Annotated in this window: 20 protein-coding genes; 11 read left to right on the top strand and 9 right to left on the bottom strand. The window is 72.8% G+C overall.

The window, feature by feature from the left end:
• Positions 1-57 precede the first annotated feature (57 nt).
• On the top strand, positions 58-936 hold the full coding sequence (locus tag ACF1AL_RS22485; protein WP_366836894.1) for an NUDIX hydrolase: 879 nt from the start codon (positions 58-60) through the stop codon (positions 934-936).
• Positions 933-1763, top strand: a complete 831-nt coding sequence (locus ACF1AL_RS22480; RefSeq protein ID WP_391827086.1) for an MBL fold metallo-hydrolase — start codon at positions 933-935, stop codon at positions 1761-1763. The genes ACF1AL_RS22485 and ACF1AL_RS22480 overlap by 4 nt, the downstream gene beginning before the upstream one ends.
• Positions 1764-1931: 168 nt before the next feature.
• Here ACF1AL_RS22480 and ACF1AL_RS22475 read toward each other — a convergent pair whose 3' ends face one another.
• A complete protein-coding gene (locus tag ACF1AL_RS22475; RefSeq protein ID WP_366836890.1) occupies positions 1932-2606 on the bottom strand; it encodes a Crp/Fnr family transcriptional regulator in 675 nt (224 codons plus the stop codon).
• A gap of 363 nt (positions 2607-2969) precedes the next feature.
• Between ACF1AL_RS22475 and nth the strand changes: the two genes are divergently transcribed.
• From nth to ACF1AL_RS22460, 3 genes are all read left to right on the top strand, one after another.
• The gene (gene nth, locus ACF1AL_RS22470) at positions 2970-4124 is read left to right on the top strand and encodes an endonuclease III (protein ID WP_391827084.1); all 1155 of its coding nucleotides are present in this window, start codon (positions 2970-2972) and stop codon (positions 4122-4124) included.
• A gap of 66 nt (positions 4125-4190) precedes the next feature.
• Positions 4191-4886 carry a CoA pyrophosphatase gene (locus tag ACF1AL_RS22465; protein WP_366836888.1) on the top strand — a complete coding sequence of 232 codons (696 nt, stop codon included), beginning with the start codon at positions 4191-4193 and terminating at the stop codon, positions 4884-4886.
• 13 nt (positions 4887-4899) lie between these two features.
• Positions 4900-6099 carry a MarP family serine protease gene (locus ACF1AL_RS22460; protein WP_391778024.1) on the top strand — a complete coding sequence of 400 codons (1200 nt, stop codon included), beginning with the start codon at positions 4900-4902 and terminating at the stop codon, positions 6097-6099.
• A 37-nt stretch (positions 6100-6136) separates the two neighbouring features.
• Here the strand turns inward: ACF1AL_RS22460 and ACF1AL_RS22455 are convergent, their stop codons facing one another.
• From ACF1AL_RS22455 to ACF1AL_RS22430, 6 genes are all read right to left on the bottom strand, one after another.
• A complete protein-coding gene (locus ACF1AL_RS22455; RefSeq protein WP_366836886.1) occupies positions 6137-6319 on the bottom strand; it encodes a hypothetical protein in 183 nt (60 codons plus the stop codon).
• 208 nt (positions 6320-6527) lie between these two features.
• Positions 6528-7484, bottom strand: coding sequence for an alpha/beta fold hydrolase (locus ACF1AL_RS22450; protein WP_391820768.1), 957 nt, complete (start codon positions 7482-7484; stop codon positions 6528-6530).
• Positions 7481-7996, bottom strand: a complete 516-nt coding sequence (locus ACF1AL_RS22445; protein ID WP_366836884.1) for a phage holin family protein — start codon at positions 7994-7996, stop codon at positions 7481-7483. Before ACF1AL_RS22445 ends, ACF1AL_RS22450 begins: the two co-directional genes overlap by 4 nt.
• A gap of 327 nt (positions 7997-8323) precedes the next feature.
• Entirely contained in the window at positions 8324-9793 is a 1470-nt protein-coding gene (nhaA, locus tag ACF1AL_RS22440; RefSeq protein ID WP_391827081.1) for a Na+/H+ antiporter NhaA, read from the bottom strand.
• A gap of 293 nt (positions 9794-10086) precedes the next feature.
• Positions 10087-12042 (bottom strand): acetate--CoA ligase, encoded by a 1956-nt coding sequence (gene acs, locus ACF1AL_RS22435; RefSeq protein WP_391827079.1) that lies wholly within the window; start codon positions 12040-12042, stop codon positions 10087-10089.
• Between the two features lie 175 nt (positions 12043-12217).
• A complete protein-coding gene (locus tag ACF1AL_RS22430) occupies positions 12218-14788 on the bottom strand; it encodes a SulP family inorganic anion transporter (protein ID WP_391827077.1) in 2571 nt (856 codons plus the stop codon).
• Positions 14789-15162: 374 nt separating this feature from the next.
• Here ACF1AL_RS22430 and ACF1AL_RS22425 point away from each other — a divergent pair, with 374 nt between their 5' ends.
• Entirely contained in the window at positions 15163-16443 is a 1281-nt protein-coding gene (locus ACF1AL_RS22425; protein WP_384202019.1) for a hypothetical protein, read from the top strand.
• A 199-nt stretch (positions 16444-16642) separates the two neighbouring features.
• Here ACF1AL_RS22425 and ACF1AL_RS22420 read toward each other — a convergent pair whose 3' ends face one another.
• Positions 16643-17623, bottom strand: coding sequence for an ATP-binding protein (locus tag ACF1AL_RS22420; RefSeq protein WP_391827075.1), 981 nt, complete (start codon positions 17621-17623; stop codon positions 16643-16645).
• 101 nt (positions 17624-17724) lie between these two features.
• Between ACF1AL_RS22420 and ACF1AL_RS22415 the strand changes: the two genes are divergently transcribed.
• Positions 17725-18549, top strand: a complete 825-nt coding sequence (locus ACF1AL_RS22415) for an oxidoreductase (RefSeq protein WP_391827073.1) — start codon at positions 17725-17727, stop codon at positions 18547-18549.
• 405 nt (positions 18550-18954) lie between these two features.
• Here ACF1AL_RS22415 and ACF1AL_RS22410 read toward each other — a convergent pair whose 3' ends face one another.
• Complete coding sequence (locus ACF1AL_RS22410) at positions 18955-19788, bottom strand: HAD family hydrolase (protein ID WP_384202028.1); 834 nt, start codon at positions 19786-19788, stop codon at positions 18955-18957.
• A gap of 579 nt (positions 19789-20367) precedes the next feature.
• On the opposite strand from ACF1AL_RS22410, the gene ssd reads away from it, so the two are divergent.
• From ssd to ACF1AL_RS22390, 4 genes are all read left to right on the top strand, one after another.
• Positions 20368-21471, top strand: a complete 1104-nt coding sequence (gene ssd, locus ACF1AL_RS22405; protein ID WP_391827070.1) for a septum site-determining protein Ssd — start codon at positions 20368-20370, stop codon at positions 21469-21471.
• A complete protein-coding gene (locus ACF1AL_RS22400; protein WP_391827068.1) occupies positions 21468-22802 on the top strand; it encodes a TadA family conjugal transfer-associated ATPase in 1335 nt (444 codons plus the stop codon). The genes ssd and ACF1AL_RS22400 overlap by 4 nt, the downstream gene beginning before the upstream one ends.
• Positions 22795-23697 (top strand): type II secretion system F family protein, encoded by a 903-nt coding sequence (locus ACF1AL_RS22395; protein ID WP_391827066.1) that lies wholly within the window; start codon positions 22795-22797, stop codon positions 23695-23697. The genes ACF1AL_RS22400 and ACF1AL_RS22395 overlap by 8 nt, the downstream gene beginning before the upstream one ends.
• 89 nt (positions 23698-23786) lie before the next feature.
• Positions 23787-24593: a type II secretion system F family protein gene (locus ACF1AL_RS22390; protein ID WP_391827064.1), complete on the top strand. Its 807-nt coding sequence runs from the start codon at positions 23787-23789 to the stop codon at positions 24591-24593.
• Positions 24594-24602: the final 9 nt, after the last annotated feature.

The raw sequence follows: 24602 nt of genomic DNA, 5'->3' as shown, positions 1-24602 counted from the left end.
AGCCGTCGATCTCGATCACCTCTCGAACATTCGCTCACCACGGGATAGCCTCCGCCCATGGCGAATGGGCAGTGGTTTCCCGAGGACTGGCCGGACCGCATCCGCGCACTCGCGGACGGCACCCTCACCCCGGTCGCCCCGAGGCGGGCGGCGACCGTCATGCTGCTGAGGGACACCGACGGCGGCCCTGCCGTCCACATGCTGCGCAGACGTGCCTCCATGGCCTTCGCCGGGGGCGCGTACGCCTACCCGGGCGGCGGCGTCGACCCCCGCGACGACGACACCCTGGTCCGCTGGGCGGGCCCCACGCGCGCGTGGTGGGCCGAGCGCCTCGGCGTGGCGGAGGCGCAGGCCCAGGCGATCGTCTGCGCGGCCGTCCGCGAGACGTACGAGGAGGCCGGCGTGCTGCTCGCCGGCCCGACGCCCGAGTCGGTCGTCGGCGACACCACGGGCGACGACTGGGAGGCCGACCGCGCCGCCCTGGTCGCCCGCGACCTGTCCTTCGCCGAGTTCCTGGACCGCCGCGGTTTGGTGCTGCGCTCGGACCTGCTGGGCGCGTGGACCCGCTGGATCACTCCCGCGTTCGAACCGCGCCGCTACGACACCTGGTTCTTCGTCGCCGCCCTGCCCGCCGGCCAGCGCACCCGCAACGCCTCCACGGAGGCCGACCGGACGGTGTGGATCCGCCCGGCCGACGCGGCGGACGGCTACGACAAGGGCGAGCTGCTGATGATGCCGCCCACCATCGCCACGCTGCGCCAGCTCGTCCCGTACGCCACCGCCGCCGAGGCGCTGGCCGCCGCGCCCGCACGCGACATGACGCCCGTGCTGGCCGAGGCCCGCGTGGAGAACGGCGAGGTCGTGCTGACCTGGCCGGGGCACGACGAGTTCACCAAGCACGTCCCGACGACTCCGAGCGGTGGAGCCCGAGCATGACCGACGCCAGCACCCTTCCCGGCCAGCCGCGCGGCGCGGTCCGTACCGGCCCGGCGACCGAGCGGGCGGTCAACGTCCTCGCGCCCAACGCCTCCGCGATGACCCTGGACGGCACCAACACCTGGATCGTCTCCGAGCCCGACTCCGACCTGGCCGTCGTGATCGACCCGGGCCCACTGCACGAGGGCCACCTGCGGACCGTCGTCGACACCGCCGAGCGGGCCGGCAAGCGCGTCGCGCTCACCCTGCTCACCCACGGCCACCCGGACCACGCCGAGGGTGCCGCCCGCTTCGCCGAGATCACCGGTACACGCGTGCGTGCCCTCGACCCGGCGCTGCGGCTCGGCGACGAGGGTCTGGCCGCCGGGAACGTGATCACCGTCGGCGGTCTCGAACTGCGGGTGGTCCCCACGCCCGGGCACACCGCGGACTCCCTGTGCTTCCACCTCCCGGCCGACCGGGCCGTCCTCACCGGCGACACGATCCTCGGACGCGGTACGACGGTCGTCGCGCACCCCGACGGCCGGCTGGGCGACTACCTGGACTCCCTGCGCCGGCTGCGCTCCCTGACCGTCGACGACGGCGTGCACACGGTGCTGCCGGGCCACGGGCCCGTCCTGGAGGACGCCCAGGGCGCCGTGGAGTACTACCTCGCGCACCGCGCCCACCGCCTCGCCCAGGTCGAGACGGCCGTCGAGAACGGCTACCGCACGCCCTCCGAGGTCGTCGCGCACGTGTACGCCGACGTCGACCGCTCTCTGTGGCCGGCGGCCGAGCTGTCGGTACGGGCCCAGCTCGACTACCTGAGCGACCACGGGCTGATCTAGCAGGCGGTCGGCGGTCGGCGGTCGGCGGTCGGCGGTCGGCGGGCGGCGGGCCGGTCCGGGCTGCCGCCGCGTCCCGGGCGGCGCCGGGGCGGAACGGCGCCCGGACACGCGTGAGGGCTCCCTCGCGTACGAGGAAGCCCCGGGCGTCCGGCTCGCCGTGCCGGAGGGTCAGCGCGAGCGCTTGGCGAGGCGCTCCACGTCCAGAAGGATCACGGCGCGCGCCTCCAGGCGCAGCCAGCCGCGCTGGGCGAAGTCGGCGAGGGCCTTGTTCACCGTCTCGCGGGACGCGCCGACCAGCTGGGCCAGCTCCTCCTGCGTGAGGTCGTGCACGACGTGGATGCCCTCCTCCGACTGCACGCCGAAGCGGCGGGAGAGGTCCAGCAGGGCGCGCGCGACACGGCCGGGCACGTCGGAGAAGACCAGGTCGGACATGGCGTCGTTGGTCTTGCGCAGACGGCGGGCGACGGCGCGCAGCAGGGCTGCGGCCACCTCGGGGCGGGCGTTCAGCCAGGGCTGGAGGTCACCGTGGCCCAGGCCCAGCAGCTTGACCTCGGTCAGCGCGGTCGCCGTGGCGGTGCGCGGGCCCGGGTCGAACAGGGACAGCTCGCCGATCAGCTCGCCGGGGCCGACCACCGCGAGCATGTTCTCGCGGCCGTCGGGGGACGTGCGGTGCAGCTTCACCTTGCCCTCGGTGACGACGTACAGCCGGTCGCCGGGGTCCCCCTCGTGGAACAGGGAGTCGCCCCGCGCGAGGGTCACCTCCGTCATGGAGGCGCGGAGCTCCGCGGCCTGCTCGTCGTCGAGCGCCGCGAAGAGCGGGTTGCGCCGCAGAACGTCGTCCACGAGTTCTCTCCTTGTCGACCTGCTCAGGGGATCTTGCTTCCCCCATGTACCAGGGGACCGTGGTGCCCATTTTGCCGGGCGGTCCAAACAGTGTGATCTGTCACAAGGATGCCGCACACATGTCCCGAGGTACGCGGCAGGGGGCCAATTGGGGGCCGATCTTGCCGGTCCGAGGCGGATGTCGGTGCCGGGCTTTAGGCTGGCCGAGTGTCCAAATCGCCGGTGAGAGCACAGGCCAAGGGGGCTGCGCGGGTGGTTGTACGTCGGGATTCCGCTGTGGGCGAACAGGGCTCGAACGGCGGTGAAAATGCGACAAACGCCACACAGGGGGCGGCCGGGGAGAAGCCGGCCGCCGCGAAGGGTGTGAAGAAGACGCCGGCGAGGAAGACGGCCGCCAAGAAGGCGACCACGGCCGCGAAGAAGACGACGGCGGCTGCCAAGAAGGCGCCATCCGCGAAGAAGGCGCCCGCCGAGAAGGCGACGGCCAAGAAGGCGACGGCGAAGAAGACGGCCACCGCGAAGCAGGCGACCCCGGAGAAGAAGACGACCACCAAGAAGACCGCCGCGAAGAAGACCACCGCGAAGAAGACCGCCGCGAAGGCCCCTGCGAAGAAGACCACCGCGAAGGCCCCCGCGAAGAAGCCCCCCGCCCTGAAGAAGGCCACCGTCGCTCCCCAGAAGGCCACCGCCGCCGTGAAGGGCGTCCCGCCCGCGCAGACCATCGTCGAGAAGACCCCGACCGGCGAGTCCCGTACGGCGCTCGTCCGCCGCGCCCGCCGGATCAACCGCGAGCTCGCCGAGGTCTACCCGTACGCCCACCCCGAACTGGACTTCACCAACCCCTTCCAGCTGCTGGTCGCGACCGTTCTGTCCGCCCAGACCACCGACCTGAGGGTCAATCAGACGACCCCCGCGCTGTTCGCGAAGTACCCCACCCCCGAGGACCTCGCCGCGGCCAACCCGGAGGAGGTCGAGGAGATCCTGCGCCCCTGCGGCTTCTTCCGGGCCAAGACCAAGTCGGTCATAGGGCTGTCGCGGGCGCTGGCCGAGGACTTCGGCGGCGAGGTACCCGGCCGGCTGGAGGACCTCGTCAAGCTGCCCGGCGTCGGCCGCAAGACCGCGTTCGTCGTGCTGGGGAACGCGTTCGGCCGCCCCGGCATCACCGTGGACACCCACTTCCAGCGGCTCGTGCGGCGCTGGAAGTGGACCGAGGAGACCGACCCGGACAAGATCGAGGCCGCGGTCGGCGCGCTGTTCCCGAAGAGCGACTGGACGGACCTGTCGCACCACGTGATCTGGCACGGCCGCCGCATCTGCCACGCCCGCAAGCCCGCCTGCGGCGCCTGCCCCATCGCCCCGCTGTGCCCGGCGTACGGCGAGGGCGAGACCGACCCGGAGAAGGCGAAGAAGCTGCTGAAGTACGAAAAGGGCGGCTTCCCCGGCCAGCGGCTCAACCCGCCGCAGGCGTACCTGGACGCGGGCGGCATCCCGGCACCGCCGCTGGGGGCCGGGAGCTGACCTTCGCATGACGGAACGATCTCGGTGTCGCCGGGCGTTGGACTGGGCAGGACGACGGGGGTGGCGATGACGCGTACGAGCAACACACAGGGCGGCCCGGTGGCACTGAGCAAGGACGGGCTGCCGCGGTGGCTCGACCCGGTGGTGCGGGCCGCCGAGACGGTAGAGCCGCTCCAGCTGAGCCGGTTCCTGCCGCCCGCGGACGGCGCGGGACGCCAGTCGGCCGTGCTGATCCTGTTCGGCGAGGGCGAGCGGGGCCCCGAGCTGCTGCTGATGGAGCGCGCCGGGTCGCTGAGATCCCATGCCGGCCAGCCCTCCTTCCCCGGTGGCGCCCTCGACCCCGAGGACGGCGATCCGGCCGGGGACGGCCCGCTGCGGGCCGCGCTGCGCGAGGCGGAGGAGGAGACCGGGCTGGATCCGCGCGGGGTGCAGCTCTTCGGCGTCCTGCCCAAGCTGTACATCCCGGTCAGCGGCTTCGTGGTGACGCCGGTGCTGGGCTGGTGGCGCGAGCCGAGCCCGGTCGGCGTGGTCGACCCGGCCGAGACCGCCCGCGTCTTCACGGTGCCCGTGGCGGATCTCACGGACCCCGCCAACCGCGCCACGACCGTCCACCCCAGCGGTCACCGCGGCCCGGCATTCCTGGTGGAATCGGCGCTGGTGTGGGGGTTCACGGCCGGTGTGATCGACCGGCTGCTGCACTACTCCGGCTGGGAGGTCCCCTGGGACCGCGACCGGCAGGTCCCGCTCGACTGGCGCGCATGACAGGGTGTCTCACGTGAACGTGCTGGACATCCTGTTGCTGGTCGCGGCCGTCTGGTTCGCGGTCGTCGGCTACCGCCAGGGCTTCGTCGTCGGCATCCTGTCGGTGATCGGCTTCCTCGGGGGCGGTCTCGTCGCCGTGTACACGCTGCCGGTCATCTGGGACGCGCTGACCGACAACGCCGAGGTCGGCACGACCGCGGCGGTCGCCGCGATCGTCGTCGTGATCGTGTGCGCCTCCGTCGGGCAGGCCCTGACCACGCACCTCGGCAACAAGCTGCGCCGGTACATCACCTGGTCCCCGGCGCGCGCCCTGGACGCCACCGGCGGCGCGCTGGTCAACGTCGTGGCGATGCTGCTGGTGGCCTGGCTGATCGGCTCCGCCCTCGCGCAGACCACGCTGCCCACGCTGGGCCGCGAGGTGCGCGGCTCCAAGGTGCTGCTGGGCGTGTCGGAGGCGATGCCCGCGCAGGCCGACACCTGGTTCAAGGACTTCACCTCCGTCCTCGCGCAGAACGGCTTCCCGCAGGTCTTCAGCCCGTTCTCCAACGAGCCGATCAAGGAGGTCCAGCCGCCCGACCCCGCGCTCGCGAGCAGCCCCGTCGCGGCGCGCGCCCAGAAGTCCATCGTGAAGGTCATGGGCACCGCGCAGGGCTGCGGCAAGGTCCTGGAGGGCACCGGGTTCGTCTTCGGCGACCGCAGGGTGCTGACCAACGCGCACGTCGTGGGCGGCGTGGACGAGCCGACCGTGCAGATAGGCGGCCGGGGCCGCAAGTACGACGCGACGGTCGTCCTCTACGACTGGCGGCGCGACATCGCCGTACTGGACGTGCCGGACCTGGACGCGCCGGCGCTGCGGTTCTCCTCGGCGGACGCCTCCAGCGGGGACGGCGCGATCGTCGCCGGCTTCCCGGAGAACGGCGCCTACGACGTGCGCGCGGCCCGGGTGCGCGGGCGGATCACGGCCAACGGCCCCGACATCTACCACCGCGGCACCGTCAGCCGTGACGTGTACTCGCTGTACGCGACCGTCCGCCAGGGCAACTCCGGCGGCCCGCTGCTCACGCCCCAGGGCAAGGTCTACGGCGTGGTCTTCGCGAAGTCGCTGGACGACGCCGAGACCGGTTACGCGCTCACCCTGGACGAGATCAAGGACGACATCGCCAAGGGCCGTACGGCGAACCAGCAGGTGGACAGCGATACTTGCGCGCTGTGAGTGGCCGGTGCGGCGCCGGGCGGTCCGGCCGGGCCGGTCAGCCGCGCGGGTTGCGCAGGCGTACGGAGACCCAGCGGGCCCGGCGGCGCAGGATGCGCGGAATGCCCACCCGGGGGTCGTTCCCCGTCAGCTGCGGGGTGCCGCCCCGCTGGTGGGAGCTCAGGGCGCTGCCCGAGCGGCGGTTGCGTGCTACGTCACTGTAGTCGTGCGTCCAGCCCATACCCCGACGTCTGCCCCCGCCCGAAGGTCGATAACCGCTTGGCGGCCCGCCAATTGGCCTATGCGGGCGGCAATTGGCCGTTCGACGGACAGCTGTTCCGTTCCGGACACGTTCCGGATACCGGTCGCGTTCACTCGATCACCGAACGGCTTCGGATGCGTGGGCGAGTTGACCGCTTGAGCGAGGAAAACGACCGGATCGCCGGGTTTCAGCGATCCGGCTCCGGATCCTTCAGCCAGTTCACCAACTCCGTGGAGAAGGCGACCGGGTCCTCCTCGTGCGGGAAGTGCCCGAGACCGTCGAACAGCCGCCAACGGTAGGGCGCTTCGACGTACTCGCCGGAACCGGCCGCGCTGCGGGTGCGCATCACCGGGTCGAGCGAGCCGTGCAGATGCAGCGTCGGCACCCGCACGGGCCGCTTCATCCGCCGGTAGAACTGGACGCCGTCCGGCCGGCCGAGCGAGCGCACCAGCCAGCGGTACGGCTCCACCGAGCAGTGCGCGGTCGAGGGGATGCACATGGCGCGCTGATACGTCCGCACCACGTCGTCCTCGGGCAGCCGCGGCCCGGACCAGTCCCGGATCAGCCGGCCGACCAGCGCCCCGTCGTCGGCGGTGAGCTGCCGCTCGGGGATCCAGGGCCGCTGGAAGCCCCAGATGTGGGAGCCGGCCCGGGACTGGCGGAGGTCGCCGAGCATCGCCGAACGCCAGCGCCGCGGGTGCGGCATCGAGGCGACCACGAGCCGGCGCACCAGCTTGGGCCGCATCACGGCCGCCGTCCAGGCGAGGTAGCCGCCCAGGTCGTGGCCGACCAGCGCGGCGTCCGGCTCGCCCAGCGAGCGGATCACGCCGGTGATGTCGAGGGCGAGGTTGGCCGGGTCGTAGCCGCGCGGTGTGCGGTCGCTGCCGCCGACGCCCCGCAGGTCCATTGCGACGGCCCGGTACCCGGCGTCGGCGAGCGCGGCCAGCTGGTGCCGCCAGGTCCACCAGAACTGCGGGAACCCGTGCACCAGCATCACCAGCGGCCCCTCGCCGAGCTCCGCGATGTGGAAACGGGCGCCGTTGGCGGCGACGTCCCGGTGCCTGACCGGTCTCCCGCCGGGGAGGTCGATACGTACGTCCGAGGCGGCCGGGGGCTGGTCCGGGAAGGTGGCGGGGTCCGTCATGAGGACGAGCGTGCCACAGCCTCGATGGCCTCGGGCTTGCGGTCCTCCAGCGCGGGGACCTCCGGACGCGGGTGCGGCTTGGCGTTCTGCAGCACGCCCGCCGTCTGCTTCATGGACGCGGCGACCTTCTGCGGGCCCTTGCTCTTCTTGGCCTTCTTCGCGAAGACGACGCCGATCAGCGCGAGCAGGCCCGCGATCAGGACGTTCGCCGCGAAGGACAGCAGGAAGCACCAGCCGAGGTTCCAGCCGCCCTGACCGTTGTGGCCGCCGGTCCAGGCGTGGATGCCGTAGGCCAGGGCGAAGTTCAGCATCGGCAGCGAGAACACCAGCACCGCGCCGGCCACGCTGAACGCGCCGCCGCTCACCGCGCCCTTCTTGACGTCCTGCTTGAGCTGGGCCTTCGCCAGCGCGATCTCGTCGTGCACCAGCGCCGACAACTCGGTCGTCGCGGAGGCGAACAACTGGCCGATGCTGCGTTCGGCGCCGACCGGGCTGCCGTCGGGTGCGCTCATCGCGGTCTCCCTCTCTCGCGTTCGGGTCCGTATCCGCCTGACGTGTCCGCCGTACTGCGTCGGGTCCCGTCTTTTGTACCGTCCCGTCAGATCATGCCGGACGGTCGTCCTCCTCGCCTTCCCCGCCCGCCACTTCGCGTACCGCGCGCCGCGCGAGGAAAGCCTCCCGAGCGGGCACGCCGGCCTCCGGCGGCTGCGGCAAAGGGGGGACGCGCGGTGTATTGCGGCCGCTTGCCCCACGGCGGCTGGTCGGTACGACGGCCGCCCCACCGGGGTCTGGTCGGTACGCAGGCCGTCTCGGCGGTACGGCGGCCGGGTCGCCGGTCCCTAGGCGGTACGGCGGTCCCGGGCGCCCTCGCCGCCACCCCCGCCTTCGCCGGCCGCCGGGCCCGTGCCTTCGCCGGCCGACCCGCCCGCGCGCGCCGCGGCCTTCTGTTCCGCCAGCCGCCGGTGTTCCGCCGCCTTGCCCTCGAGGATCGCGGCCATGCGCAGGTGGTACGCCGGGTCGTCCTCCTCGTAGATGTCCGGGATGCCGTCGAGGTCGTCGTCGCGCTCCTCGGCCTCGACCATCCGCCGGTACTTGGCGTTGCGGATCTTCAGCAGCACCGTCGCCGCGATCGCCGCGATCACCGACCCGGTGAGCACCGCGGCCTTCACCTCGTCCGTGAGCACCGTGTCGCCCTCGAAGGCGAGCTCGCCGATCAGCAGCGAGACGGTGAAGCCGATCCCGGCGAGGGTCGCGACGGCGAAGACGTCGGCCCAGGCCAGGTCCTCGCTCAGGGACGCCCGGGTGAACCGGGCGGTGAGCCAGGTGCCACCGAAGATGCCGATCGTCTTGCCGACGACCAGACCGAGGACCACGCCCAGCGTCTCCGGCTTGGTGAAGACGTCGCCGAGCGCCTGCGGCGTGATCAGGACACCCGCGCTGAACAGCGCGAACAGCGGCACCGCCAGGCCCGCCGACAGCGGCCGTACCAGGTGCTCGATGTGCTCGCCGGGGGAGTGCTCCTCACCCTCGCGGGTGGTGCAGCGCAGCATCAGGCCCATCGCGACACCGGCGATGGTGGCGTGGACGCCGCTGTTGTACATCAGCCCCCAGATCACCAGCGCCAGCGGCACGTACACGTACCACCCGCGCACGCCCCGGCGCAGCAGCACCCAGAAGACGACGAGGCCGATCACCGCGCCGCCCAGCGCGGCGAAGTCGAGCCGGTCGGTGAAGAAGACCGCGATGATCAGGATCGCGAAGAGGTCGTCGACGACGGCGAGGGTGAGCAGGAAGGCGCGCAGGGCGCTCGGCAGGGAGGTGCCGATGACCGCGAGGACGGCGAGGGCGAAGGCGATGTCCGTGGCCGTGGGCACCGCCCAGCCGCCGAGCGAGCCGCCGTCGGTGAGGTTGGTGAGCGTGTAGACCAGGGCGGGCACGGCCATCCCGCACAGCGCCGCGACGACGGGCAGCGCGGCGGCCTTCGGGTCGCGCAGGTCACCGGCGACCAGCTCGCGTTTGAGCTCGATCCCGGCGACGAAGAAGAAGATCGCCAGCACGCCGTCGGCGGCCCAGTGGGCCACGGACAGATCGAGGCCGAGCGCGGACGGGCCGAAGTGGTAGTGGCTGACGGACTGGTAGCTGTCGCGCAGCGCCGGGACGTTCGCCCAGACCAGCGCGGCGATCGCGGCGAGCAGCAGCAGGACACCGCCGACGGTCTCGGTGCGCAGCGCGTCCGCGACGAAGGTCCGCTCCGGCAGCGACAGCCGGCCGAGGACCTTGCGGGCGGGGGTGGGGCGGGGCGCGGTCACGATGAGACCTCCGGTCGGTGGGCAGGGCGGAACACATGCCGACCAGACTTCCCGGCGCACCATTCGGTCCTGACGCGGCCCTGCCGCGTCCTTGACGCTTTGTTTAGGTTACCTAAGCGGCGGGGCGGAGGCATCCGCACCCGGTCCCGGGCACGCCACGGGCACCCGGCGTGGTGCGTTCCGGGTGCCCGTGATCCCGACCGGTCAGTCCTGCGCTCAGGCCGGTGTTCGTCCTGCGCTCAGGCCGGTGTTCGCCTGCGCTCGGGCCTGCGTCGGCCCGGCGCCGAGGGTGCTCAGTCCTCGCTCGGCGCCTTCGGCAGCTTGGCCTGGATCAGGTCCATGACCGTGGAGTCGGTCAGCGTCGTGACGTCACCGAGCTGCCGGTTCTCGGCCACGTCCCGCAGGAGCCGGCGCATGATCTTGCCGGAGCGGGTCTTGGGCAGCTCTCCCACCGGCAGGATGCGCTTCGGCTTGGCGATCGGGCCGAGCGTGGCGCCGACGTGGTTGCGCAGCTCGTCGACCAGGCCGTCGTCCTCGGAGGCCGTACCGCGCAGGATCACGAAGGCGACGATCGCCTGCCCGGTCGTCTCGTCGGCGGCGCCGACCACGGCCGCCTCCGCCACCGACGGGTGCGAGACGAGGGCGGACTCGACCTCGGTGGTGGAGATGTTGTGCCCGGAGACGAGCATGACGTCGTCCACCCGGCCCAGCAGCCAGATGTCGCCGTCGTCGTCCTTCTTCGCGCCGTCACCGGCGAAGTACTTGCCCTCGAAACGCGACCAGTAGGTGTCGATGAAGCGCTGGTCGTCGCCCCAGATGGTGCGCAGCATCGACGGCCACGGCTCGGTGAGCACGAGGTAACCGCCGCCGCCGTTGGGCACCTCGTTCGCCTCGTCGTCGACGACGGTCGCGGCGATGCCGGGCAGCGGGGTCTGCGCGGAACCGGGCTTGGCCGCGGTGACGCCGGGCAGCGGCGAGATCATCATCGCGCCGGTCTCGGTCTGCCACCAGGTGTCCACGACGGGCGTGGTGTCCGCGCCGATGTGCTTGCGGTACCAGACCCACGCCTCGGGGTTGATCGGCTCGCCCACCGAGCCCAGCACGCGCAGGCTGGACAGGTCGAACTTCGCGGGGATGTCGTCGCCCCACTTCATGAACGTACGGATCGCCGTCGGCGCGGTGTAGAGGATGGAGACCTTGTACTTCTGCACGATCTCCCAGAACCGGCCCTGGTGCGGCGTGTCCGGCGTGCCCTCGTACATCACCTGCGTCGCGCCGTTGGCCAGCGGGCCGTAGACGATGTACGAGTGGCCGGTGACCCAGCCGACGTCGGCGGTGCACCAGTAGACGTCCGTCTCCGGCTTCAGGTCGAAGACCGCCCAGTGCGTGTACGCCGTCTGGGTGAGGTAACCGCCGGAGGTGTGCAGGATGCCCTTCGGCTTCCCCGTCGTCCCGGACGTGTACAGGATGAACAGCGGGTGCTCGGCGTCGAAGGCCTCCGGCGTGTGCTCGGCGCTCTGCCGCTCCACCAGCTCGTGCCACCACACGTCCCGGCCGTCGGTCCACGCCACGTCCTGGCCCGTACGGCGTACGACGACCACGTGCTCGACGTTGTCCACCCGGCCGACCGCCTCGTCCACGGCCGGCTTGAGCGCGGACGGCTTGCCGCGCCGGTAGCCGCCGTCGGCGGTGATCACCACGCGCGCGTCGGCGTCCTGGATGCGGGTCGCGAGGGCGTCGGCGGAGAAGCCGCCGAAGACGACGGAGTGCGCGGCGCCGATGCGGGCGCAGGCGAGCATCGCGATCGCCGTCTCCGGGATCATCGGCATGTAGATCGCGACCCGGTCGCCCTTGCGCACGCCGAGCTCCAGCAGGGCGTTGGCCGCCTGGGAGACCTGGTCCTTGAGCTGGGCGTAGGTGATCGCGCGGCTGTCGCCGGGCTCGCCCTCGAAGTGGATGGCGACCCGGTCGCCGTTGCCCGCCTCGACGTGCCGGTCGACGCAGTTGTACGCGACGTTGAGCTGCCCGTCCTTGAACCACTTGGCGAACGGCGGGTTCGACCAGTCCAGCGTCTCCGTCGGCTCCACGGCCCAGCTCAGCCGGCGGGCCTGCTCGGCCCAGAAGCCGAGCCTGTCTGCCTTGGCCTGTTCGTACGCCTCCGCCGTGACGTTGGCGTGCTCGGCCAGGTCGGCGGGGGGTGCGAACCTGCGCTCCTCACGAAGCAGGTTGGACAGGCTCTCGTTGCTCACGGCATCTGCCTTTCCCAGGGTGTCCGTTGTGTCCCAGGCCACAGCTCATCAGAAGGGGGGGTGCCGTGACAAGGGTCGCCCGGAAATTGGTTTAGACCTGTTGTGCGGCTGGTGCCGTGCGGGCCCACCTGGTGGAGGAGCGCAGGTCATGCGGGCACAGGCCCACCGAGCGGTCTCAACCGCTCGCGTCGGCGGCCCCGACCGGGTCGAACAGACGGTCCTCCTCCTCTCCCGGATCCGCCCCGGTCAGCAAGTACGCCTGCGCCTCGCCCACGTGGAAGTACATCCCGTGCAGCTCCAGCGTCCCCTCGCGCAGGGCCCGGGCCACCGACTCGTGGGCCCGCAGGTGCTCCAACTGCTGGACGACGTTGGTCAGGCACAGCTGCTCCACCGCGTCGTGCGGTGACCGCCCGGCCAGCCGGGGCCAGGGACGGCCGGTGTCGGCCATGCGCTCCAGGCTCGGCCGCCCGTGCCGCAGCCACCGCGCGAGCGGCGTGCGCGGCGTGGACGGCGTCTGCGCCCCGTCGCCGGGCGCGGAGCCGAGCAGCGCCTGCATGGCACCGCACCCGGAGTGCCCGCACACCGTCACCGACCGCACCTTCAGGACGTCCACGGCGTACTCGATCGCGGCCGCCACCGAGTCGTCCCCACTCTCCGCCCCCGGCAACGGCACCAGGTTGCCGACATTGCGCACCACGAACAGATCCCCCGGACCACTGGAGGTGATCATCGAGGTGACCACCCGCGAGTCGGCGCACGTCAGGAACAGCTGCGACGGCCGCTGCCCCTCCCGCGCCAGCCGCGCCAGCTCGCTCCGCACCAGCGGCGCGGTGTTCCGCTGAAAGGCACTGACACCGTGCGCGAGCCGGTATCCGTGGGTGGTCCGGTCGGGCTGTCCGAGGCGGCTGGGCTGCCCTGGGGGGTCGGACTGCCCTGGGTGGTCGGGCTGCCTTGAGTAGGTCGGACGGTCCCGCTGCGGGGGCTCGGCTGCCGGTGCGGTCTGCGGTGCGGGCTCCGGTGCCGTCGCGCACTGATGGTTGCGCCACGGCGTCCAGGGCCGGCAGCGGCATTCCGTGCCGGTGTTCGCCGTACCGGCGGACTCCGGGCCGGCGGCTTCCGCGCCCGGCGGCGTTCTTCGTGCCGCCGTGTCGATGGCCGCGGCGGCTTCCGTGCCGGTCGGGTCGTCGGCGGGGTCGTCCTGGCGGAGGCCGGGGCGGCGGCCGGTCAGATCGACGGTGCCGCCCTGCGCGGTGTGCGTCTTCTGCCAGTCCTGCAGGGACTCGTACGCCGCGTGGTCCATGAACGATCCGTCCAACTCCACGACGACACGGGCACCCTGGGGCACGTGATGCAGGACCCGGCTGAGCCGCGGTACCGCCAGGAACGTCAACTGCCCTCTGACACGGACGTGATGGACTCCTTCCTCCTCGTGGTGCGTGATGCGGGTGTGGGCGAGGCGGTTCAGGGCGACGGCGACGGCCACGGCGATTCCCAGTGCCACTCCCTGCAGGACGCCGAGGAGCACCACACCGAGGGTGGTGACGGCGTAGACCACGGCTTCCCGGTGCCGGGTCACCGTGCGGATGTGGTGCAGGGACACCATCTGGATGCCGACAGCCATCACCAGGGCGGCGAGCGAGGCGAGCGGGATGAGCTCCAGGAGCGGGACCATCAGCAGCGCGGCGACCACTACGAGAACGCCGTGCAGCATCGTGGAGTTCCGGCTCACGGCACCGGCTCGCACATTCGCGGTGCTGCGGACGGCCACACCCGCCACGGGCAGCCCGCCGAGCGCGCCGGAGACGATGTTCGCGGCGCCCTGCCCGAGCAGTTCCCGGTCCAGGTCCGAGCGGGGGACGCGAGGTCCTGGGCCAGGGCGGGAGGCGACCAGCTTGTCCACGGCGACGGCGCCGAGCAGCGACTGCACGCTGCACACCAGGGTGATCGTGAGCACGGCGGCGATCAGGCCGAGCACCGGGCCGTCGGGCAGCGCCGGCAACGCGTGGCTGCTCCAGGACGGCAGGTCGACCCGGGGCAGTGTGAGCCCGCCGAGCGCGGCGGCCGCGGTGCCGCCGGCGACCGCGACGAGGGGTGCGGGCACCGGGCGCAGCAGGCGTCCGGCCCGGCCGGGCAGCCGCGGCCAGAGCAGCAGCAGGGCCAGCGTGAGTGTGCTGACGGTCACCGCGGCGGGGTGCAGGTCGGCCAACTGCGCCGGTAGGGAGCCGAGGTTGGCGAGCACGGAGCTCTGCGGGTTGCCGCCGAGGACGATGTGGAGCTGGGCGACGGCGATGGTGACGCCGATGCCGGCGAGCATGCCGTGCACGATGGCGGGGCTGACGGCGAGCGCGGAGCGCGCCACGCGCAGGCAGCCGAGGCCGAGTTGGGCCGCGCCGGCGAGGACGGTGATGGCGCAGGTGGTCCGCCAGCCGTAGCGGTGGATGAGGTCGGCGGTGACCACGGTGAGTCCGGCGGCGGGGCCGCTGACCTGGAGCGGGGAGCCGCCGAGCCGTCCGGCGACGAGTCCCCCGACGGCGGCGGCGACGAGGCCGGCCTGCAGGGGAGCACCGGTGGCGAGGGCGATACCGAGGGACAGGGGCAGCGCGATCAGGAAGACCGCGATCGAGGCGGACACGTCGGCGCCCGCGAGGCGAAGACGCCGGCGTGGGGCGGGCGGTGGGCTGTGCGGCGGGTGGACGCGCTCGGTGCGCGTCGCGTCGGTCGTGCGGGCTGGGGTGCAGGCGGACATGTTCCCGTCTCCTCCGGGGCGGCGCGGTCGCGGAACTGGTGGGGCCCCCGCCGGGGCGGGGGTCTGTCGCGGCCGTGGGTCACGGCGTGCAGTGGCGGGATGGCGAATTGCCAACTTTCGGTAAATGAATCGTAATGCAGAGTAAAGGCCAAGCCAGGGTGAGCGGCGCAAATGGGTCAGGAAATCACCCTCTGGGGGGAAGCGGGCATTTCATCGGCTTGTCGTACTAATTCCTTCTCGGCCCCGTGCGACCTTGACGGCGCTGCCGGCTGGGCGGCCCGAACGGTCCGCGGGCGACGGTCCGGACGCGGCAGCGCACCGTCAAGACGCCCTCATCGGCGTTGGCCTGAGAGAAGGAAGAAGGTGGGCGGAAGATGGCCGCCACCCAGAGGATCGCCGCAGGCGCCGTGGTCGCCGCGGCCGTTGCCGCGTCACTGGCCGGTTGCTCGATGGGAACCGATGGTTCCAGTGGAGCCCGCGAAGGGGCCTCCGGACCCCAGAAGGACAAGCCCGCCGCCGCCCCCAAGAGCGCGGTCCGGCTGATCGGCGACGGGTCCACCGCCTACACCGGAGCGCAGCCCCACCTGCCCCGGCCCGAGCGGCTGAAGCCCGGTCAGAAGCCGCCCCAGTTCGTGGTGTTCTCCTGGGACGGGGCCGGCGAGGACAGCCAGAAGCTCTTCTCCCACTTCCGCGAGGTCGCCAAGGCCAACCACGCGACGATGACGTTCTTCCTCAGCGGCGTGTACATGCTGCCGGAGGACAAGCGTGACCTGTACCGGCCCCCGCAGCACTCGCCCGGCCGCTCCGACATCGGCTTCAACGACAACCAGGGCATCGCCGACACCGTCAAGCAACTCCGCCTGGCCTGGCTGGAGGGCAACGAGATCGGCACCCACTTCAACGGCCACTTCTGCGGCAAGAACGGCGGGGTGGGCGAGTGGTCGGTCGAGGAGTGGAAGGACGAGATCGCCCAGGCCAAGCAGTTCGTCAAGACCTGGAAGACCAACACCGGGATGACGAAGGCGGCACCGCTGCCCTTCGACTACGACAAGGAGCTCATCGGCGCCCGCACCCCCTGCCTCGAGGGCCAGAAGAACTTCATGAAGGCCGCTCACGAACTGGGCTTCCGCTACGACACCAGCGGCGTCAACAACCAGGTCTGGCCCGGCAAGAAGGAGGGCCTGTGGGACCTGTCGATGCAGCTGGTGCCCTTCCCCGGCCACTCCTACGAGCAGCTGACCATGGACTACAACTTCATGGTCAACCAGTCCGGCACCAACACCCAGGGCGACCCCGCCATGTACGAGACCTGGGGCGACCAGATGCGTGACGGCCTGCTCAAGGGCTTCGACCGCGCCTACAACGGCAACCGCGCGCCGCTGGTCATCGGCAACCACTTCGAGTCCTGGAACGGCCGCACCTACATGCGCGCCGTCGAGGACGTGGTCAAGGAGGTCTGCAACAAGCCCGACGTGCGCTGCGTCTCGTTCCGCCAGCTCGCCGACTGGCTGGACGCCCAGGACCCGCAGACCCTGGCCAAGCTGCGCAGCCTGGAGGTCGGTGAGGCCCCGAAGCAGGGCTGGGAGGCCTTCCTGTCGGGCCACCCGGCGCCGGCGCCCAAGGGCGTCCCCGGGGCGCCGGCGGCCAAGCCGTAACCGAGCCGGCCGCAAGGGCGGCCGCGGCCGCCGCGGTCCGGGCCACGGCAGTTCGGGCCACGGCGGTCCGGGCCACGGCGGTCCGGGCCTCGGCGGTCCGGGCCTCGGCGGTTCGGGCCACGGCGGCCCGCATCGCGGCGGTTCGGTCCCTGGCGGTCCGCGCCGCGGCAGCCGTCCGACCGGTGCTCGACGTGCCCGGTCAGACGGCGGCGGCGATCTCCTCGCCGAGCACGAAGTCGGGGTCGACCTGCGCCGCCAGGTCGGCCCCGGTGCGCGCATTGCCCCAGGACTGGGCGTTCTTCAGATGGAAGTGCACCATCTGCCGGGTGTAGCGCGCCCAGTCCCGCTGCTCGTACGTCGCGTCGGCGGCCGTCTGCAGCGTGCGCAGGGCCTGCCGGTTGGCGTCCTCCAGGAGGTCGAACCGGGGCGGGCGGCCCTTCTCCATGGCGCGCACCCAGTCGGAGTGCCCCACCGTCACGAGCAGGTCGTCTCCGGCCTCGGCACGGAGGAAGTCGACGTCGTCCGGGCCCTGCACCTTGTTGCCGACGACCTTCAGCGCGACGCCGAAGTCACGGGCGTACTCCTTGTACTGGCGGTAGACGGAGACCCCCTTCCTGGTGGGCTCGGCGACGAGGAACGTCATGTCGAAGCGGGTGAACATGCCGGAGGCGAAGGAGTCCGAGCCCGCCGTCATGTCCACCACGACGTACTCACCGGGCCCGTCGACCAAGTGGTTCAGGCACAGCTCCACCGCTCCCGTCTTGGAGTGGTAGCAGGCGACCCCCAGGTCGGCGTCCGTGAAGGGGCCGGTGACCATCAAACGGACGGCGCCCCCGTCGAGTTCCACCGGCCGGGCGCAGGCGTCGTAGACGGGGTTGTCCTCCCGTACCCGCAGCAGGCGGGACCCCGCTCCGGGCGGTGTGGTCTTGATCATCGTCTCGGCCGAGGTGATCCGCGGGTTGCCGCCGCGCAGGCAGTCCTTGATGAGCGGCAGGTGCTCGCCCATCGCCGGCAGGGCGGCGGCCTCCGACTCGTCGAGGCCGAGGGCGGCCCCCAGGTGCTGGTTGATGTCGGCGTCGATGGCGACGACCGGTGCGCCCGTGGCCGCGAGATGGCGGATGAACAGGGAGGAGAGGGTGGTCTTGCCGCTGCCGCCCTTCCCGACGAAAGCAATTTTCATGTTCACGAAGCGTAGTGTGTGTGTAGCGGTGAGTGGCCAGCCGACGTGAAGAAGACCACTCCTTCGTGGGGTGCGGGCGCCGGGTGCGTAGGGTCGTACCCATGAGTACGACAGGCGCGACCGCCGACCCCCTCGCGGCCCTGGGCGGTCTGCCCGGTGTGGCCGAGTCCGTGGAGTCCGTGCGCAAGGCTGTGGACCGGGTCTACGGTCACCGGATCATGCGCCGCCGCAGCCCGGAGATCACCTCCGAGGCCGCACTGCGCGGCGCCCGCGGCTCGGCGGCCCTCTCCGGCGCCGACTGGGCGCTGGAGGAGGTGCGCCGGCGGACCGACTTCGGCGGCGACGACGAGGCCCGCGTCATGGGCGCGGCGCTGCGGCTGACCGCCGAGGCGGGGCAGCTGCTGTCCATCTGGCGGCAGTCCCCGCTGCGCGTGCTGGCCCGGCTGCACCTGGTGGCGGCCGCCAGTGACGACGACCGGGTCGGACAGCCGCGGCAGGCCGGCGAGGACGTCGACGAGCCGCTGGTGGAGCTGCCGCTGCCCGGTGCCGCCGAGGTCTCCGGCCGCCTCGAGGGCCTCGCCGACCTGATCATCCAGGGCAGCTCGGCGCCCGCCCTGGTGACGGCCGCCGTGGTGCACGGCGAGCTGCTCGCGTTGCGCCCCTTCACCTCGCACAACGGCCTGGTCGCGCGGACCGCAGAACGGATCGTCCTGATCGGCAGCGGTCTCGACCCCAAGGCGATCTGCCCGGCCGAGGTGGGACACGCCGAACTGGGCCGCGCCGCCTATCTGGCCGCCCTGGACGGGTATGTCTCCGGCACGCCCGAGGGCATGGCGGCGTGGATCGCGCACTGCGGCCGGGCGGTCGAACTCGGCGCCCGTGAATCGACGGCGGTGTGTGAGGCGCTGCAGCGCGGCGCGGCCTGAACGGACGCCGGACGGAAGGCCTGAAACGGCCGGGGAAAAGGGTTTTTCAGGGCCTGGACAGGGTTGCGGCGGTACGAATGATTCGTACCGCCGCTGGCATGTTCATCCGGTTACCATGCGTCCTCGATATGTGCCCATCAGGCCGGGGACTTTGCCCGTCACCTGGTGTGGCTGGCCCGTAATCGACGGGTCGACGTCGCGTGGGTGCCAGATGTCCATGCTCGGTCCGTGGGGCCAAATGCGTCATAAAGGTGATCCTCGCGGATGTCCTTCGGTCTCGCGGGCCGTTGAGTCCTTTGTACTCCAGACCGGGAGTAAGCGGAACCCCTGCCTGCACTTCTTTACTTTTGCTCTCAAAGAGTATGAAACCGGACGTATTCGCCGCCGATCCCGGGACAGCGCAGGTCAGGCCACGTCGGTGCGGCGCCGGCTGGCGTACCAGACCAGTCCGGCCGTGGCCGCCGCGGCGCCTATGGCGGCGGCCGCCACCAGGGCCGGCCGGGGCGGCACGGAGAACCGCGGGATGCGCTGCTTGAGCCGTACCGGACGGTGGAAGTCGAGAACCGGCCACCCGCGCGTGACGGCTTCCCGGCGCAGCGCGCGGTCCGGGTTGACCGCGTGCGGGTGGCCCACGGCCTCCAGCATCGGCAGGTCGGTCACCGAGTCGCTGTAGGCGTAGCAGCGCGACAGGTCGTACCCCTCGGACGCGGCGAGCTCCCGGATGGCCTCCGCCTTCGTCGGGCCGTAGGCGTAGTACTCCACCTCGCCGGTGAAGCAGCCGTCGTCGCCCACGACCATGCGGGTGGCGACCACCCGGTCCGCACCGAGCAGTTCCCCGATCGGCTCGACGACCTCGGCGCCGGAGGTGGAGACGATCACGACGTCGCGTCCTGCGGTGTGGTGCTCCTCGATGAGCGAGGCGGCCTCGTCGTAGATGATCGGGTCGATCAGGTCGTGCAGGGTCTCGGCCACGAGCTCCTTGACCAGCCGCACGTTCCAGCCTCGGCACAGCGCGGAGAGGTACTTGCGCATGCGCTCCATCTGGTCGTGGTCGGCGCCGCCGGCCAGGAACACGAACTGGGCATATGCGGTCCGCAAGACAGCGCGGCGGTTGATCAGCCCGCCCTGGTAGAAGGACTTGCTGAAGGTGAGCGTGCTCGACTTCGCAATGACCGTCTTGTCCAGGTCAAAGAAGGCCGCTGTGCGGTGCAAGGAGTGGTTTTCCACGCCCCAGAGCATAGGCGCAGCCCATTCGGCGTAAGGTGGGGCGCGTGGGTTTGCCTGAGAGGCCTCTCGGGTACACCATGGAAGTCACGGATCGTTCGCGACCGTGCTAACCCGGTCCGACTCCTCCCCCCCCGAGTCGGCCGTGGAGACGACCCCCGCTCTCCCCCCCGGCGGGGGTCGTCGCATGTCCGGGTGGGTTTTTCCCTTTTCTGTACGACTGTCCCGCCGCGAGGCCGCAGCTGCGGACCGGCTCGTCATGAGCACGCCCCGTTACTGTGGGTAGCATCTGTGCTGCTCTGTGGAAAGTCGTACACGAGCCGGACAAGAGTCACCGGTATGGGTGACGGCGATATTCACAAGCCCTGACTCGTCCACAGTTATCGACCAAGATCCCCACGATTTCCGGGATCGCTGCACCGTGATTCCAGCGCGTCCGGCCGACGGCGAGTTCGTGGCCGGTTCCCTTTGGCGGACGCGTATGGCCGGTTTCCGTCGGCCGCAAAAGCGGAGGCCGCTTGCCGGTTCTTCACACGTTTGGGAATCGCGGGGCCCCTGGGGCCGCGCGCCATGCAGCGAAGGGGGAAGAAAACCGTGTCCGGAACCGTCACACACGATCCACCGCCGGCCGCATCGGGACGACAGGGCCGCCCGCTCATCGTCACCGAGGACACCGCGCTCCTCGACGACCTGCTGCGCCTGTGCGCGGCCGCCGGCGCCACACCCGAGGTCCACCACGGCCTGCCCGAACCACGCGCCGGCTGGGACACGGCACCACTCGTCCTCGTGGGCGACGACGCCGCCCACCGCGTACGCGGCGCCACCCGCCGCCGCGGCGTGGTCCTCGTCGGCCGCGACCAGGACGACTCCGGGGTGTGGAAACGCGCCGTCGAGATCGGCGCCGACCACGTCCTGATGCTGCCCGACGGCGAACAGTGGCTGGTCGACCGGATCGCCGACGTCGCCGAAGGCGTCGGCCGCCCCGCCCTCACCGTCGGCGTCATCGGCGGAAGCGGCGGCGCCGGAGCCTCCACGCTCGCGTGCGCCCTCGCCGTCACCTCCGCACGCGAAGGCCTGCGCACCCTCCTCGTCGACGCCGACCCGCTCGGCGGCGGCCTCGACGTCCTCCTCGGCGGGGAAAGCGCCGAAGGGCTGCGCTGGCCCGCCTTCGCCGCCTCCCGCGGCCGGGTCGGCGGCGGAGCCCTGGAGGAGTCGCTGCCCGAACTGCACGCGCTGCGCGTGCTCAGCTGGGACCGCGGCGACTGCGTGGCCGTGCCCCCGCAGGCCGTCCGCGCGGTGCTCGCCGCCGCCCGGCGCCGGGGCGGCACCGTCGTCGTCGACCTGCCCCGCCGCCTCGACGACGGCGTCGCCGAGGTGCTCGCCCAGCTCGACATCGGGCTCCTCGTCGTCCCCGGCGAACTGCGCGCCGTCGCCGCCGCCGGGCGCGTGGCGTCCGCCGTCGGCATGGTCCTGAAGGACCTCAGGGTCGCCGTCCGCGGCCCCTACGCCCCCGGACTCGACGACCGCGAGGTGGCGCGGCTGCTCGCCCTCCCGCTCGCCGGAGAGGTGCCCGTCGAGCCGGCCCTGCAGCGCCCCGGTGAGGGCAAGGCACCGCCGGGCTCGGCGGCACGCGGACCGTTGGCCCGGTTCTGCTCCCAGTTCTGGGAGCGCGCCCTGATCGAGGCGGGTGCCGCATGACCGGCCCGGACACCGCGACCGGGGCGGAACTGCTCGACGGCGTGCGCCGCCGGCTGGCCGCCAGCGGCGCCGAGCCCACCCCCGCGCGCGTGGCGCAGGCGCTGCGCGAACAAGGACGCGTCCTCGGCGACGCGGAAGTCCTCGGCGCGGCCGAGCGGCTGCGCTCCGAACTCGTCGGCGCCGGACCGCTCGAACCCCTGCTGGCCGACCCGAGCGTCAGCGACGTCCTCGTCTCGGCTCCGGACCGGGTCTGGGTGGACCGCGGCGCCGGCCTGGAACTGACCGGCGTCACCTTCCCCGACCCTGCCGCCGTGCGCCGCCTGGCGCAGCGCCTCGCCGCGGTCGCCGGACGGCGCCTGGACGACGCCCGCCCCTGGGCGGACGCCCGGCTGCCCGACGGCACCCGGCTGCACGCCGTACTGCCGCCGGTCGCCGTCGGCTGCGCCTGCCTGTCACTGCGCGTGGTACGGCCGCGGGCCTTCACGCTCGGCGAACTCGTCGCGGCGGGCACCGTGCCGCCCGGCGGCGACCGGGTGCTGCGCGCCCTGCTGGCGGCCCGGCTGTCCTTCCTGATCAGCGGCGGCACCGGCAGCGGCAAGACGACCCTGCTGAGCGCGCTCCTCGGGCTCGTCGGCCCGGACGAACGGATCGTCCTCGCCGAGGACTCCGCCGAGCTGCGGCCCGACCATCCGCACGTCGTCCGCCTGGAGACCAGACCCGCCAACCAGGAGGGCGCCGGCCTGGTCACCCTCGAGGACCTGGTGCGGCAGGCACTGCGCATGCGGCCCGACAGGCTCGTGGTCGGCGAGGTGCGCGGGGCGGAGGTCGTGCACCTGCTCGCCGCCCTGAACACGGGCCACGAAGGCGGCTCGGGCACGGTCCACGCCAACGCGGCCGCGGACGTACCGGCCCGCCTGGAAGCGCTCGGCACGGCGGCCGGGCTCGACCGGGCCGCGCTGCACAGCCAGGTGGCGGCCGCCCTGTCGGTCGTCCTGCACCTGGTACGCGACCGCGCAGGACGCCGCCGGATCGCCGAGGTGCACGTCCTGGAGCGTGACCCCTCCGGCCTGGTGCGCACGGTCCCGGCCCTCCGCTGGAGCCCGGACGCCTTCCTGCGCGAACGGGGCTGGGAGCGGCTGCGGAGGCTGCTCGGAAGCCACGGGGACGGGTGCGAGCCGGGCCACGGGGGCGCCTCGGAGCCGCGTCACGGGGACGGGGGCGAGTCGCGTCACGGGGACGGGCCGCGGCACGGCGAAGGGTGCGAGGAGAGCCGTACGGACGGGTGCGAGGCGGGACGTGGAAGCGGGCGGGGAGGTGGCGGGCATGGATGAGGCCTCGTGGGGCGCGGGACAGGTGTCCTGGGGCGTGGGACAGGCCTCGTGGGCTGCCGCCGTGGCCTGTCTGGGGATGGCGGCCCTGCTGGCCGGTGGTGACCACTTCGGGGCGCGACGGGCCCGGCTGGTGCTGGCGGGCGGCGGAGTCGTGGCGGCCGGACCGCCCGCCTGGCCCGACCTCGCCGACGAGCTGCGGCGGCTGCGCGCGCGATGGCGCCCCGAGTGGTGGGCGCCGGTCGCCGGAGTGGTCCTGGCCTTGCTGGGCGGCTCATTGCTGCCGCTCGCCCTCGGCGCGGCCGGGGTGCCGCTGCTGCGGAAGGCCCGGCTGGCCGGTGAGGCGCGGCGGGCGCGCGAGCGGCGGGGCGACGCGGTCATCGCGCTGTGCGCGGCGCTCGCGGGGGAGGTGCGCGCCGGACGGCAGCCGGGTCATGCGCTGCTGAGCGCGGCGCGTGAGTCGGGCGGTCTCGGCGACGGCAGGGCCGCGGTCCTCGCGGCGGCCCGTTTCGGCGGGGACGTGCCGGGCGCGCTGACGACCGCGGCGCGGCAGCCGGGCGCCGAGGGACTGCTCGGGCTCGCCGCCTGCTGGCGGGTGGCCCTGGACCAGGGCGCGGGCCTCGCCGCCGGCCTCGACCGGCTGCAGGCGGCGCTACGGGCCGAGCGTGACCAACGTGCCGACCTGCAGGCCCAGTTGGCGAGTGCCCGCTCCACCGCGGTGCTGCTCGCCGGACTGCCGGTCCTCGGCCTGGGCCTGGGCACCGCGCTCGGCGCCGATCCGCTGCGGGTGCTGCTGCACACCGGTGCGGGGCTCGGCTGCCTGCTCGTCGGCGGGCTGCTGGAGGCGGCGGGCGTGGGCTGGGCGCTGCGGATCGTACGGGCGGCGGAGTCGGCGTGATGCGCCGGGCGCAGGCCGGACGGACCGAGAACGGATCACAGACGCAGGGGAGTCGGGGCGTGATGGGTGCGGAGGGGAGTGGAGGCGTGATGGGTACGGACGTGGTGCACAGGCTGGGGATGGTCCTGGCCCTCGTGCTGAGCCTGGCGTGGGCGGCCCGGTGGCTGGAGCGGCTGCGGCATGAACGGCGCGTGCGCAGACGACTGGCCGGGCTGCTGGCCCGCGAGACGGTGACAGCGGGTCCGCGGTGGCGGATGCGGGGAGTGGCGGCCCGGTGGCTGCCGCTGGTGGCCGTGGCGGGTGCCGGGTGGGCCGTCGTGGGCGGCGCGGCCGGAGTCGCGGTGGGCCTGGCCGGCGCGGCCGGGCTGGAGTACTGGCGCCGTCGGCGGCCCACGGGCGGACCCGGGACGGGCAACGGCCTCACGGCGGCCGAGTCACGGGAGGCGGAGCGTCAACTGCCCCTCGCCGCCGACCTGCTCGCCGCCTGCATCGCGGCGGGCGCCGGACCCGTGGCCGCCGCGCACGCCGTCGGTGAGGCCCTCGGGGGGCCGGTCGGGGAGGCGCTGACGCGCGGGGCGGCGGAGGTACGGCTCGGCGGTGAACCGGCCGACGCCTGGCGGAGACTGGCCGCGCTGCCCGGTGCGGCGGCCCTGGCCCGACTGCTGGAACGGGCCGACGTGAGCGGGCTGCCGGCGGCCGTACCGGTCGCGCGGCTCGCCGCGGACGCCCGCGCCGACTGGACCCGCACGGCGACGGAACGGGCCCGCCGGGCGGCCGTGTTGGTGACCGCGCCTGTGGGGCTGTGCTTCCTGCCCGCGTTCATCGTGATCGGCGTCCTGCCGGTGGTGATCGGGCTGGCGGGCGGCTTGCTGGAAGGGGGTGGGGGATCGGGCTGATGGATGGGC

This window comes from Streptomyces sp. NPDC014801 (genome assembly GCF_043082085.1).
Lineage (GTDB): Bacteria > Actinomycetota > Actinomycetes > Streptomycetales > Streptomycetaceae > Streptomyces.
This window is presented reverse-complemented; position numbering and strand designations above follow the sequence as displayed.

What these genes read in the sequence shown, in the direction of transcription:
- ACF1AL_RS22485 (WP_366836894.1), top strand. Translation starts at nt 58, where the DNA reads ATGGCGAATGGGCAGTGGTTTCCCGAGGACTGGCCGGACCGCATCCGC.
- ACF1AL_RS22480 (WP_391827086.1), top strand. Translation starts at nt 933, where the DNA reads ATGACCGACGCCAGCACCCTTCCCGGCCAGCCGCGCGGCGCGGTCCGT.
- ACF1AL_RS22465 (WP_366836888.1), top strand. Translation starts at nt 4,191, where the DNA reads ATGACGCGTACGAGCAACACACAGGGCGGCCCGGTGGCACTGAGCAAG.
- ACF1AL_RS22455 (WP_366836886.1), bottom strand. Translation starts at nt 6,319, where the DNA reads ATGGGCTGGACGCACGACTACAGTGACGTAGCACGCAACCGCCGCTCG.
- ACF1AL_RS22450 (WP_391820768.1), bottom strand. Translation starts at nt 7,484, where the DNA reads ATGACGGACCCCGCCACCTTCCCGGACCAGCCCCCGGCCGCCTCGGAC.
- ACF1AL_RS22445 (WP_366836884.1), bottom strand. Translation starts at nt 7,996, where the DNA reads ATGAGCGCACCCGACGGCAGCCCGGTCGGCGCCGAACGCAGCATCGGC.
- ACF1AL_RS22430 (WP_391827077.1), bottom strand. Translation starts at nt 14,788, where the DNA reads ATGTCCGCCTGCACCCCAGCCCGCACGACCGACGCGACGCGCACCGAG.
- ACF1AL_RS22425 (WP_384202019.1), top strand. Translation starts at nt 15,163, where the DNA reads ATGGCCGCCACCCAGAGGATCGCCGCAGGCGCCGTGGTCGCCGCGGCC.
- ACF1AL_RS22420 (WP_391827075.1), bottom strand. Translation starts at nt 17,623, where the DNA reads ATGAAAATTGCTTTCGTCGGGAAGGGCGGCAGCGGCAAGACCACCCTC.
- ACF1AL_RS22415 (WP_391827073.1), top strand. Translation starts at nt 17,725, where the DNA reads ATGAGTACGACAGGCGCGACCGCCGACCCCCTCGCGGCCCTGGGCGGT.
- ACF1AL_RS22410 (WP_384202028.1), bottom strand. Translation starts at nt 19,788, where the DNA reads ATGCTCTGGGGCGTGGAAAACCACTCCTTGCACCGCACAGCGGCCTTC.
- ACF1AL_RS22400 (WP_391827068.1), top strand. Translation starts at nt 21,468, where the DNA reads ATGACCGGCCCGGACACCGCGACCGGGGCGGAACTGCTCGACGGCGTG.
- ACF1AL_RS22395 (WP_391827066.1), top strand. Translation starts at nt 22,795, where the DNA reads ATGGATGAGGCCTCGTGGGGCGCGGGACAGGTGTCCTGGGGCGTGGGA.
- ACF1AL_RS22390 (WP_391827064.1), top strand. Translation starts at nt 23,787, where the DNA reads ATGGGTACGGACGTGGTGCACAGGCTGGGGATGGTCCTGGCCCTCGTG.